The 12,723-nt window shown below is 39.4% G+C and carries 12 protein-coding genes; 8 read left to right on the forward strand and 4 right to left on the reverse strand.

Going from position 1 to position 12,723, the window contains the following annotated elements:
• Nucleotides 1-94: 94 nt before the first annotated feature.
• The 6 genes from RMY63_RS15040 (at nt 95) to RMY63_RS15065 (ending at nt 8,044) form a co-directional block, all read left to right on the forward strand.
• Nucleotides 95-1,753: a glycosyltransferase family 39 protein gene (locus RMY63_RS15040; protein ID WP_322729470.1), complete on the forward strand. Its 1,659-nt coding sequence runs from the start codon at nt 95-97 to the stop codon at nt 1,751-1,753.
• Between the two features lie 75 nt (nt 1,754-1,828).
• Nucleotides 1,829-2,296, forward strand: coding sequence for a MarR family transcriptional regulator (locus RMY63_RS15045; protein WP_322729471.1), 468 nt, complete (start codon nt 1,829-1,831; stop codon nt 2,294-2,296).
• Between the two features lie 162 nt (nt 2,297-2,458).
• A complete protein-coding gene (locus tag RMY63_RS15050; protein WP_322729472.1) occupies nt 2,459-3,931 on the forward strand; it encodes an HlyD family secretion protein in 1,473 nt (490 codons plus the stop codon).
• A 267-nt stretch (nt 3,932-4,198) separates the two neighbouring features.
• A complete protein-coding gene (locus RMY63_RS15055; protein WP_322729473.1) occupies nt 4,199-5,458 on the forward strand; it encodes an MFS transporter in 1,260 nt (419 codons plus the stop codon).
• 363 nt (nt 5,459-5,821) lie between these two features.
• On the forward strand, nt 5,822-7,417 hold the full coding sequence (locus tag RMY63_RS15060; RefSeq protein ID WP_322729474.1) for a DHA2 family efflux MFS transporter permease subunit: 1,596 nt from the start codon (nt 5,822-5,824) through the stop codon (nt 7,415-7,417).
• A gap of 48 nt (nt 7,418-7,465) precedes the next feature.
• Nucleotides 7,466-8,044, forward strand: a complete 579-nt coding sequence (locus RMY63_RS15065; RefSeq protein WP_322729475.1) for a Uma2 family endonuclease — start codon at nt 7,466-7,468, stop codon at nt 8,042-8,044.
• On the opposite strand, the gene RMY63_RS15070 is transcribed toward RMY63_RS15065, so the two are convergent.
• Nucleotides 8,041-8,799, reverse strand: a complete 759-nt coding sequence (locus RMY63_RS15070; RefSeq protein WP_322729476.1) for a Uma2 family endonuclease — start codon at nt 8,797-8,799, stop codon at nt 8,041-8,043. The genes RMY63_RS15065 and RMY63_RS15070 overlap by 4 nt on opposite strands.
• Before the next feature lie 99 nt (nt 8,800-8,898).
• Here RMY63_RS15070 and RMY63_RS15075 point away from each other — a divergent pair, with 99 nt between their 5' ends.
• Together RMY63_RS15075 and RMY63_RS41800 are read left to right on the forward strand one after the other, a co-directional pair.
• Complete coding sequence (locus tag RMY63_RS15075; protein WP_322729477.1) at nt 8,899-9,519, forward strand: ISAs1 family transposase; 621 nt, start codon at nt 8,899-8,901, stop codon at nt 9,517-9,519.
• A 218-nt stretch (nt 9,520-9,737) separates the two neighbouring features.
• The gene (locus RMY63_RS41800; protein ID WP_416212518.1) at nt 9,738-10,061 is read left to right on the forward strand and encodes an ISAs1 family transposase; all 324 of its coding nucleotides are present in this window, start codon (nt 9,738-9,740) and stop codon (nt 10,059-10,061) included.
• Here the strand turns inward: RMY63_RS41800 and RMY63_RS15080 are convergent.
• The 3 genes from RMY63_RS15080 to RMY63_RS15090 all read right to left on the reverse strand — a co-directional run bounded on the left by RMY63_RS15080 (nt 10,026) and on the right by RMY63_RS15090 (nt 12,557).
• Nucleotides 10,026-11,066, reverse strand: a complete 1,041-nt coding sequence (locus RMY63_RS15080; RefSeq protein ID WP_322729478.1) for a nucleotide kinase domain-containing protein — start codon at nt 11,064-11,066, stop codon at nt 10,026-10,028. The two genes, RMY63_RS41800 and RMY63_RS15080, sit on opposite strands and share 36 nt — an antisense overlap.
• A 161-nt stretch (nt 11,067-11,227) precedes the next feature.
• Nucleotides 11,228-11,908 (reverse strand): tetratricopeptide repeat protein, encoded by a 681-nt coding sequence (locus RMY63_RS15085; protein ID WP_322729479.1) that lies wholly within the window; start codon nt 11,906-11,908, stop codon nt 11,228-11,230.
• Nucleotides 11,909-12,080: 172 nt separating this feature from the next.
• Nucleotides 12,081-12,557 carry a DUF4365 domain-containing protein gene (locus tag RMY63_RS15090; protein WP_322729480.1) on the reverse strand — a complete coding sequence of 159 codons (477 nt, stop codon included), beginning with the start codon at nt 12,555-12,557 and terminating at the stop codon, nt 12,081-12,083.
• Between the last annotated feature and the right edge of the window lie 166 nt (nt 12,558-12,723).

The following is a 12,723-nucleotide window of genomic DNA, read 5'->3' on the forward strand; positions in this document are numbered from 1 at the left end:
CAAGTATTGTTTCAATAATTACTATGTAACATATTTTAATAACAATAGGATACTGAAACGAGTCTAAATAGCAGCATTCAATTTTATCAATTCAATGTTTCATAAACTACACTTCTGGCAGCATATTTGGCGAAAAATCCGCCTGATAGAATCGTTACCCTATTTAAGTTTGTTCCTTTGGATACTACCCTTATTATTATTTACTTCAGGGCACAATAGCCTGATGGCACATGATGAAGCTCTTTACGCTTCTCGTGCCCGTCTGATGTTTGATTCTGGTAATTGGATAACTCCTTGGGAAAAGGCACATCATAAAACACCTGGCCCTTATTGGTTAATTGCCACTTTCTACAAGTTATTTGGAATCAGTGATACTAGTGCACGTCTTCCTAGTATGATTGCCAGCATTTTTAGCTTATGGCTGGTGTATGAAATTGGCAAAATTATGCTAGGCAAAAAATTAGCTTGGCTAGCTACTGCAATTTTAAGTGTAGAATTTCTCTGGCTGCAATACTCTCGCTTAAGTACGCCTGATGTACCGATGATTTTATTGGTACTTTTAGCTATTTTTTCTTTACTAAAAACAGAATTACATCCTAAATATCACTATTTTTGGAGTTTTATTGCTGGTTTAAGTTTAGGTTTAGGTTTCTTAGTCAGAAGCTTTATGATTTTTTTGCCAATTATCGCTTTATTGCCTTATTTAATTTGGGAACATCACCGTCATCGTCATCTTACTAACCCAATTTTATATCTAGGCTTTTTCGTAGGTTTAATACCCACCTGTGTTTGGCTGTGGTTAAGCTGGCTGCACTACGGAAATCAGAGTTTTGAGGAGTTGCTCAAGTTTGTTGTGCAACTAGGTTCTGAAGATCGGGAGCATAATGGATCGCTATTCTATGTATGGAATATTCCTTTAAAAGCATTTCCTTGGCCTTTTTTCGGACTTTTAGGTTTGTTTTTAACTGTGCGTCGTCCTATTCCTCTTTACCAGTTAATATTAGTTGGTTTTCCAGTTGTATTATTTATAGAATTTAGTATTTTTAGCACTCGTTTACCTCACTATAGTCTTTGCCTTTATCCGTTTATAGCTTTGTTTGCATCTGTGGGTTTAAGCTGGTTAGGTAAAATTTACCAGACAGTAATTCCTCCACTATTTGCTCTTGAAAAAGATAAAAAAAATATATTAACCCTTTTTAGAAAGCATAATCTTCCTCGAAATCTCAGTTATGGCTTTGGTGGGTTTGGTGTTTTACTTGTAATAGCAAGTACTGTTATTATTAGTTACGGTGGTTCTGACATCCGCAAGTATGCAACTATTACCTTAGCTATGGGGTTGGGTTGGTTAATTTTACCTGTGGTGTGGATTAGTCGTTACCACTTTGGCAAGAAGTTTCTCACAGCCCGTTACTGGATTGCAGGATGGTTAATTTCCTGTTGGCTGACTTTGGCGACAATAGGTAGCATCGGTCTGTTAAGTGATTATAACCCTGTTTTAAGAACTTTTTTACAACAAAGTGCGATCGCTGCAATTATCCAATCTCATCCTATCTACCTTGTGCAAATAGACCAGAAAATCCAAGTACTGCTTAATTTCTATCTTGCTATTCGTCCCCAAGCAGTAGTTTCTATTTCCCAAGTACCAACTTTGAGCTATGCTTTGATCTATACTAACCAGTCCCCTAAATTATCTCGGATTCACCACGTTCTCGCTACAGTCAAAGAGTACCAGTTGATTCAAATTCTTCCCTAAGACAGATGCAAACCAACTATTGCTAAAGAATATTAATTTAGTTATAATAGTACGTACACTAAGTATCTTACTATAATGGTTTCTACATCTAATCACTCCCCACCTTTAGAGTCGTGGCAGCAAAATCTGGCACCATACAATTTGGGCTACAGAATCAAATTAGTCTCACAACTGCTGAGTCGCAAGTTTACTGAGAAGCTAGAACCCTTTGGATTGACGCCATTTCACTGGTTGGTGTTGTGCTGTCTTTGGCAAGAAGATGGTTTACCTACTTCTAGTATTGGTGACAAACTCAAACAAGTGGGAGGAACTTTAACGGGCGTACTAGATCGGATGGAAGAACGCGGCTTAGTGCGTCGAGAACGCGATGTCCACGATCGCCGCATCTGGCGAATCTGGCTCACGGATGCAGGTAAGGAACTAGAAGCTGTTTTACCGCCAATCGCCGCAGCCGTGCGTGATGAAGCGATGAACGGTATTTCCTTTGCTGACCGAGAACTGTTTTCCCAAATGTTGAATCGGGCGATCGCTAACCTCTCTTAAAGATGATTTTATAATCACCCGACTGGGGGAGGCAGTGTAAAGATTTGTTTTGAGATAATATTACGCATACTAAGGAAATAAAGATTTTTTTCAGAAAAAACTACGCATTCTAAATAAACGACTATCAATCAAATTATTGAACGAGCAAGCGAGGTAACAATCATGGGTGCTAATACCTTGAACGGACGCAACGGACACAAGACCCCAGTTTTAGAAAAAGAAGTGATTCCCGATTTAGAGACTTTAGAAACTGCTACTACAGAGACATCCGCAACAGCAGAAGCACCTGTTGTAACTCCTGAGACAGAGAAAGAAGTTCCAGCGAAACCGAAGCGCAAAAGACCGACTGGTTTAATTTTGGCAGGATTAGGTGTGGGTGCGATCGCCGCAGGTACTTTTGGTCTTCACTACTGGCAATACGCCTCCACCCACCAGGAAACAGACAACGCCACCGTTGCGGGAAACATTCACCAAATTAGTAGCCGCATTCCCGGAACTGTAAGTGAAGTGCTTGTGAATGATAATCAACTGGTGCAACCGGGACAATTGTTGGTGAAGTTAGATCCACGGGACTATCAAAGTAAAGTGCAACAGGCACAAGCAGCCCTAGAAAATGCTCGTGGTCAAGCCCAAGCCGCTCAAGCAAATATTACTTTAAGTTCACAAACCACTACTGGTAAGACAACTCAAGCACAAGGAGATGTCAGTGGTGCAGTAGCAGCAATTTCTACAGCCCAAGCAGCAGTACAAGAAGCTCAAGCTGGGATTCCTGCCGCCCAAGCAGCAGTACAAGAAGCCCAAGCTGGGATTCCTGCCGCTCAAGCGCAGGTAGCGCAAACAAACGCGAATTTGGAGAAAGCCCAAGCAGATTACAATCGTTACAACGAATTGTATAAAACAGGTGCAATTCCTCGTCAGCAACTAGACACAGCCAAGGCTGCTTATGATGTGGCGAAAGCACAGAAAAATGCCGCGATTCAAGGAGTACAACAAGCCCAAGCCAAGTTAGCCTCCGCCAAAGTTGGTGTCGCCAAAGCCCAGTCTCAATTAGCACAAGCGCAAGAAAATGTCACTAACGCGCAAGCTAAATTGGCAGCATCTAAGGGAGGATTGCAACAAGCTACCGCAGGCGGACAAGATACAACAGTCAAACGTAGTCAATACGAAGCGGCAAAAGCAGCGATCGCCCAATCAGAAGCATCGCTGAAAGACGCACAATTGCAACTATCTTATGCCAATGTTACCGCCCCCAGTGCTGGACGGGTAGGTAGAAAAAATGTGGAAGTTGGCAACCGAGTCGCAGTAGGAACACCATTAATGGCGATCGTGGATAACAACTATTGGGTAGTTGCAAACTTCAAAGAAACTCAATTAGAAAAGATGCGGCCAGGCGAACCAGTAGAAATCAAGCTGGATAGTTTCCCTCATCACACCTTTATTGGTCGTGTTGACAGTATTTCGCCAGCTTCCGGTGCTCAGTTTGCCTTATTGCCACCCGATAATGCTACAGGTAACTTTACTAAAGTTGTCCAACGCATTCCAGTAAAAGTAGTTTTCGATCAAAAGAGCATTCAAGGATACGAATCGCGGATTACTCCTGGGATGTCTGCGGAAGTTGCGGTGGAAGTCAAGTAATATCATGTCCACTAAATTACCCATAATAAAAGAACCCCACCCCCAACCCCTAAGAGCAAGCGGGGAGGGAGACAAAGCGTAGCTTTGGCGGGGTGGGGTTCTTGGGGTTTAGTAAGTAATCAAGCGCACATCATTAATACTAAATTGACTGCAAACAGATGAAAAACCTCTTTCTGCTTATGACATTCTCCTACATCTAAAGAGAGGCGTATATAAATGAGGTGAAATGATATCTATGAAAGCAGATTGGTATAAAGCAAGCCTGATATGAAAAAATCGCTACTACCTGCTTTAAGGTCAAGAAACTACCAGCTGTTTTTTGCTGGACAAGGTATTTCCCTAATTGGGACGTGGATGACGCAACTTGCCACAATTTGGCTAGTTTATGACTTGACAAAATCCCCATTAATGCTAGGAGTTGTGGGATTTTCGAGTCAAATTCCTAACTTTTTTTTAGCTCCCTTTGGCGGAGTATTTGTGGATCGCTTTTCTCGATATCGTACCTTAATTGGTACACAAATCTTGGCGATGATTCAATCATTAACATTAGCAGTGCTGGCGCTGACTGGTGTGATTGAGGTATGGCAGATCATCGCCTTGAGTTTGTTTCAAGGATTTATTAACGCCTTAGATGCACCAGCCCGCCAAGCATTTGTGCCAGAATTGGTTGAACATAGAGGAGATTTAGCCAATGCGATCGCTATCAATTCAACGATGGTTAACGGTGCGCGATTAATTGGCCCTGCGATCGGCGGTTTATTAATTGCTGGTATTGGAACTGGTTATTGTTTTTTAATTGATGGTTTGAGCTACGTTGCTGTAATCGCCGCTTTATTGGCGATGAAAGTTAAACCTTGGAAAAATTCGATAACTGACGGTAATCCCTTACAAAAAGTCAAAGAGGGATTTGTATATGCCTTTAGCTTTCCACCTATTCGCTCCGTCTTATTGCTATCAGCTTTAGTCAGTCTGATGGGACTGCAAAATACTATTCTCGTCCCAGTTATTGCCGAACAAGTTCTCAAAGGTGGTGCAGAAAGTTTGGGTTTTTTGATGGCGGCATCTGGAGTTGGAGCCTTAACTGGTGGTATTTATCTAGCTACGCGCCAAACAATCTTAGGAATTGGGAAATTGATTGCTTTAGCTCCAGCAATTTTAGGAATTGGTCTAATTGCCTTTTCTTTGTCTCGATTTTTACCACTCTCTTTATTTACAATGTTATTTGTTGGCTTAGGAACAATTCTCCAGATTGCTGCTAGCAACACATTTTTACAAACTATTGTCGAAGACGATAAACGCGGGCGATTGATGAGCTTATATACAATGTCATTTTTGGGGATGATTCCTGTGGGTAATTTATTAGGAGGTTTTTTAGCAAGTCATATTGGCGCTCCTAACACTTTAATTATTGATGGGATAGCTTGTATTTTAGGGTCAATCATTTTTAGCAGACAGTTGCCTGCTTTAAGGAAAATAATGCGTCCAATTTATGAGCAAAAGGGGATTATTACGACTCAAGAAGTTTAAGATAAATAACCGCAGTAAAATTGAGATTTATCTGAATGGAGCTTTCTATAGTAATTCTTTTTTAATTTTTAGCGTTGCTGATTCAAGCTCATGCAGAGGCAAAGAATATATTGGTATAAAATAGGACTTACGCAAAATATCTCTCAAACTCTGATTTCTCTGTGTCGCGCCAGTTGCTTCTCCCTTGGCGCTAGCCTCTCCCTTTAGGAGAAGGGGAGACGCTGCGCGAACAAGTCGGGGAACCGCAAGGGCACACTGGCTTATCTGCGCCTCTGCGGTTCGTTATTCCGTAACTCGTGCGTAAGTCCTATAAAATTTAAATTAACATTTTTTGCTACTTAACCTTGAAAATGGAACAAAATTATGGTTAATACAGGTGTAATTCGTCAGCAAGGGCAAAATCCTGCTTTACCACCAGAGCATGTACCGCTAAAAACCTGGATTGGTGTATTAGCCAGTATGCTTGGTGCATTTATGGCGGTATTGGATATTCAAATAACTAATGCTTCACTGCAAGATATTCAAGCAAGTTTAGGGGCAACTCTCGAAGAAGGTTCTTGGATTTCTACCGCGTATCTGGTAGCAGAAATTGTGGTAATTCCTCTAACAGGATGGTTATCACAGGTGTTTTCTCTGCGACGTTATTTATTAGTCAATACTGCACTATTTATTTTCTTTTCTATATGCTGTGCTTGGTCGTGGGATCTTAACTCCATGATTTTATTTCGCGCCTTACAAGGTTTTAGCGGAGGAGTATTAATTCCTACAGCTATGACAGTTGTCTTAACAACTTTACCCCAATCAAAACAATCAATTGGGTTAGCTGCCTTTGGTTTTAGTGCAGTTTTTGCACCCTCAATTGGCCCAACATTAGGAGGTTGGTTAACCGAAAATTTTGGTTGGGAATACAACTTTTATATAAATGTAATTCCAGGAGCATTAATGCTGGCTGGTGTTTGGTACGGAATTAAGCAAGAAAAACCCCAAATTAATTTACTCAAACAAGGTGACTGGTGGGGAATTATTGCGATGGCTATTGGGTTAGGTTCCCTGCAAGTTGTTTTAGAAGAAGGTAGCCGTAAAGATTGGTTTGGTTCAGCGTTAATTGTGCGTTTAAGTGTAATTGCAGCAATTTTTTTGGCGATATTTTTCTTTATAGAATTAACTCGTAAACAACCATTTATTAATTTACGGCTTTTGTCTAGGCGGAACTTTGGTTTAGCCAGTATTGTTAATGTATCGTTGGGAGTAGGATTGTATGGTTCAATTTATATTTTACCGTTGTATCTCGCCCAAATTCAAAAATACAATGCTCTGCAAATTGGTGAAGTATTAATTTGGGCTGGTATTCCTCAACTGTTTATTATTCCCCTCATCCCGAAATTAATGCAACGCATTGACGTACGGTTAATGGTAGCTGTTGGTGTGACTTTGTTTTCCATCAGTGCATTTATGAACTCTGGAATGACTAATGAAACAGGATTAGATCAATTACGTTGGTCGCAATTTGTGCGTGCAATGGGACAACCCCTAATTATGGTGCCGCTAACTTCTATCGCCACGGCTGGATTAAGCCCGAAAGAAGCAGGTTCGGCAAGTGGTTTATTTAATATGATGCGGAATTTGGGCGGTTCTATCGGAATTGCTTCTTTAGCGACTTTATTAGCAAATAGAGAGCAATTTCACTCGAATAGATTGGGTGATGGAGTATCTTTATATAATCCAGAAACTCAACAGCGAATTGACCAAATGACGCAGTATTTTATTAGTCGTGGAGCAGATTTAAGTACAGCCCAAAATCAGGCCATCGCATCTATATCCAACATCGTTCGTCGGGAAGCATTTGTGATGGCTTTTAACGATTGTTTCTACTTTATTGGCATTGCTTTGTTAGTTAGTGGAATTGCTATTTTATTCTTCAAAAAGGTGAAGCCAACTGGTGGCGCTGTCGCCCATTAGATTTGTTGTATAAGTTAAAATGTTTGATAAAACTACTAAGGTACTAAAATGGTCATTAGTCAAAGTGAGTACTATATCTCCCCAGAAGAATATTTAGAAGGCGAGAAAGTAAGTGAAATTAAACACGAGTACATTGATGGGCAAATCTACGCAATGGCAGGAGCAAGTGATGCTCATGTCACGGTTAGCATGAATGTATCTATGCTGTTGCGAAACCATCTCCGGGGTAGTGGTTGCCGTGTTTATATGTTAGACATGAAAGCACAAATTGATGTCATAAATCGCTATTTCTATCCTGATGTAATGGTGACTTGTGATACACGAGATAGAGAATTTGAATATTTTAAGTGCTATCCTTGCTTAATTATTGAAGTGCTTTCTGACTCAACAGAAGGCTTTGACAGAGGAAAGAAATTTACCAGCTACCGACACTTAGAATCACTACAAGAATATGTGCTAATTTCACCAGACAGAATGAGTGTAGAATGCTTCCGCCGCAATCAGGAAGGACATTGGGTACTTTACCCTTATGAAAAAGAAGAGGTGCATTTAGCTAGCGTTGATTTTCGTTGTGCGATCGCAGAAATATATGAAGATGTAATATTGATAGATAATGATATTTCCTAATCCAACATTTCTGGGTCAATTCCTAAAGCGTTGAGTTGTTCAGCAGAGAGCGATCGCAATTTCTCTACAATTCTCTCCCGTTTTTGTCGCTCAATCACAGCACGTTCCTCACCCGTTAGCAGTAAATTTCCTTGTGTATCCCACCACCGTAACCAAGGTAACTCTGCATTTTGATAAAATCCTTGCCAGATTCCTAACTCTAGACCTATAGGAGCAATTAGGTAATGTCCTCGTTCATTGGGTTGCATCAGTTCATAAGTATTATCGACTAGGTGATACACCTCCACCTGTGCTTTTGCTACTTCATAAATTCCATAATAAGGGACTCGAATTGCCTGCTCATAAACCCAAAATTTACCAACATTTCCACCTTCCCCTTGAGATGGCGGCGTTTGATCTCGTTCTTCCGAACCATCTCCAGAGACAAATTCCAGCACAATCAAGGGTGCAACATACTCCTTCCACAGCACATAAGAACGCCGTGTTTTACCTTCAAGAGTCGGTGGTACATTGGATACATAAAACCAATCGGGTGCTTCAGTCCCCTTCTCAGGAGGATCTGTCAATCGCCAATAAATACCTAAATCTTGTCCAATACAATATTGACTATCAGGATGAAGTTCCTCTAGGACAAGTGTAATCGAGTCAGTGAGTAAAATACTTTGGGGATGCTCTTGCCAGTTTTTCACGAACGTACCATTTGAGTCTGGTAACTGGGTGTGGTCAGGTAAAGTTAATGCCGATAAGGAAGTCATAGGCTTTAACCAAGATTATATTTGTATTTCATTTATTATCCGTTGAGTTATTCTGTTGTTACTTTGCCTTTGGTGTCAGGCAGGGCTATTTCATTCTAAATGTTGGCAGTATATGGTATAGTCAGCGCACAAATTCTGGGCAACGCATCTACTACCGTGTGTCAAATCGCAATTATAGAAGCCTTTATTGGGCTAAAAGACCCCCGTCGCCGTGCTGGACAACGCCATACTCTTCCACTATGCCTAGCTTTGTTTACCCTTGCGATCGCAGCAGGGAATAGAGGATTTTTAGCAATTGGAGATTGGATTTCAAGCTACCACGAGCAGTTAATTGACCTTTTAAAACCCCCAAAAAACAGACTACCTTCTTACAGCACCGTGCGTCGGGCTTTATTATACATAGATTACGCACAGTATTCCGTATGTCTGGCAAAATTCTTTGACATCAAACCAATTTGCGGAGAGACTATTGGATTGGACGGCAAAGTCCTCAAAGGCTCGTACCAAATTGAAAATGATAATTCTAACTCCGACTCTCATCCAGCAATTATGCTGGTCAGTACTTATATTGTCGAGCGAGGATTTATTCTAGAGCCATGTGAGGTTAATGCCAAAACCAATGAAATTAAAGCAATACCTGAGTTTATTGAAAAACTAGCTTTAAAGGGAGTTGTTTTTGCCTTTGATGCAATTAATACCCAAAAAAAACTTGCGAGTTGATTATAGAGAGTGGGAATGATTATATTGCTGCTTTAAAAGGCAATCAGCAAGGTCTATTCAAAGATGTTCAAACAAATTTTATACCAGAGCTAACTTGCGAACAGATAAAATTTGGGGCACGGTCGAGTCGAAAAGCGTTATGTCAGTATTTGTCAAACACTTGATAATATTCGTTCTTGGCCCGGACTTGTCACTTTGATCCAAGTTAAGTCAGACCTTTGAGGGTTTTCACCCACAATCTGATCGAAGTAACTACTGAGACTCGTTATTACATTTCATCTCTAAATGAAACGGCTCAAAAAATAGCTGAACGAATCAGAGGATATTGGGGTGTTGAGAATAGAGTGCATTACGTTCGGGATGTTACTCAAGGTGAAGATGCATCCAGAATTCGCACTATCCCCTTGCCTCAGATTTTTGCCCTCGCTCGTAATTTTTCACTCAATTTATACCGAGATAATATGTTTAAAAACATGGCACAAGCTCAACGTTTATGTTCTTTTCGACTAGACACACTCAAGCAACTTTTTAGAATGAAATAGCCCTGGCAAATTAGGAATATCTAATTGTGATAATCTTTGTGATAAATTTACTTTAATTTTCTCATTAATACACCATTTAGGCGGATAAAAATAATCAATTGGCTGAGGCGTTGAAGTAAATTTTGATTTTATTTTTTTGCGATTACTTTTCAAATCAGGAAATGCTGATCGGCAATATTTATCAGTTTCACAAAAAAGATTTTGACAGTCTATAGCCTGTAGCGGACGACCCCAAAGTGATTGAAAATTTAACCCTAACCGTTGAAACTCTCTCTCTTGGTTTTCAGTCATCCAGCGAATTATATCAGTATATGTTTTTCCATCTGTATCAACAAAACACTTATTTATACCACGCTCGGCTCCTGGGCCTGCTATAGTAAAACTGTTTTCGTCAAAGTTGATAATTTCACTATAATTAATATCTGTCGCTAATTGGTAAGCCATAAACTTACCTAGCAATGGATATTCTTGAATTATCTGAAAAACATCTTCAAATTTTTTGGCTTTGACTATGCGATTGACTACCCTATCTTGGACAACCATTTTATCAATTAATGCCAAATGATTCTGGTGTTTTTTATCATAACCAAACTCTTTGCTGGCACAAGACATATACGCACTAGTGTAAATAACATATCCAAGATTCATAGCCTCTTGTAATATATCTGAATATATATTTGAGTCAAAATTAGACAGTGTAATATAATCTCCTATTTTGCTTTCTAAGTACTCCCATGTTTCTACTTTATTAAAAATTTTAAATAGTAGAATCCGTAAAATTAGTTCTTCTTCATTCCTACTCCTATTTTTATCGTAAATTACGTTTTTGATCAGATATTGTGAAACGCGATCGCTTGCTCGATATGCATTACAAAATTTATAAGTATTAATGATCGGATCGCTCGTCCACGGTGGTGGTATGTTGTTAATTTTGTTGAAAAATACTTCCTGGCGCATAGTGGCAAATCGCCAATAGGTATCAAAAATTTCTTGTCTTACTTGCATACACTGTTCTGCTAGTTTATCTTTATCAGTTTCAAATCATGAGCCAAGATTATGCGACAACTGCCGCATAATCTTCATACCCGATCGCATTTCTGGCAAAGCATCCTTAAAGCCGATCGCAGCAACTCTTCTTAACTTTTATCCACTGAATAAGATGATTTTCAGGAAACACCAGGCTCATCAGTAGTTTTGATCTGTTTTAAAATTTGTTCTACTTGGTTAATTTTTTCATTTCTATTCTGTTCTTTGAAAATATTTAAAGCTTTTTCTAAAGAAGATAGTGCCTCATCTTTTTTATTTGTTTGCCACAATGCCAATGCAAAATTAGTTAGCCCCTCACCATAATTAGGATTAATTTCCAGAGCTTTTTTGTATTCAGTAATGGCTTCTTCCCAGCGACCTTGACTAGCGTAAACTATACCAATCGCATTGTAAGCTAGAGCGTATTTTGGCCGGAGGCGAATGGCTTCTCGATAGGAGCTAATTGCATCTTCTGGTTTCTTTTGCCGAAAAAGCACATTTCCCAGTTGAAAGTGTCCGAAGGCGTCTTCTGGGAACTTTTTAACTAATTTGCGTAAATTTTCCTCTGCACCTGTTAAGTCTCCCTGACTAAATAAAGCATTGGCTTGTTGTAGGAGTTGCGATCGCTCTGGTGCATCTGTACCTGAAGCTTGTGCTATTTTTTGTGGTTGTCTCCGTGCAGACTGTTCTGGCGAATGTATAGAAACTTGGAAAGGAACCGCTAAGACTAATGGTGATATCCCCATTACACTGATAATACTCAGCATCATGCAGCCAATAGGTTGAACAAATGCTGATTTGGATTTGCACTTCACCTTCATCGCCCTGAATGCCTCAATAATGTTCTAATCTTATAATAATGTGAAGATGCATTAGTAAGTCTGCAATACACTAAGAAGTGTGTCAATATACTGACTGTACGGTGTCTTTAAAATTTCAGGTATGAGCGAACACAACTATTTGTTTTATAAGAATAAATTGGTATGTACATACTCATGTATTATTTCTCTGGTCATACCAACTATTTACATTTAAAATAATATTAGCTATTTCTTTGTCATCAAGTTTTTTCAGTTCATCATTTCCGTTAAAGTGCAAGCTAACTTGCTTTTGTCCATTTATTCTAGGTTCTAAAATCCATTTATAATAACCTTGATCATTCTCTAAAATAAAGAAAAATAGGCAACCCGGGAATGGTAAATCTTTGAATTTTTCTAGCCTATTCAACCTCTCTTTGTCTAACTTGAAAATATCATTATGCTTACTTAAGTTAGATGTATAATCGGTTGCTTTTACTTCAATACCAAAGAGTCTTCCAGTAAAAACTCCATCTTTGGTAATTGTGATTAAAAAGTCTAATCCTTGATTTGGTGTTGGTTGAGAAATAACCAAGTCATCACGACGAGTTAAGTAAACAATGGCAAGAGATTCTGCCCGTTTTCCAATATACCAAGGTGCTGTGGTTTCCATTGTTTTATCTCCAGTCTTGATCGGCAAATTTGGAAACTAACTGATTAGTATGGTATGTGCTCCAAAAATTATTAACTTCCTGCCATAGCAGTTCTCTATTTTGTTTGATAATTTTAAATTGAGTAGAAAGGCTTGACAGAGACTTAAGACTTTCATCATTTGCAGA

Origin of the sequence: Nostoc sp. ChiQUE01b (assembly GCF_034531255.1) — a bacterium.
Taxonomy (GTDB): domain Bacteria; phylum Cyanobacteriota; class Cyanobacteriia; order Cyanobacteriales; family Nostocaceae; genus Nostoc.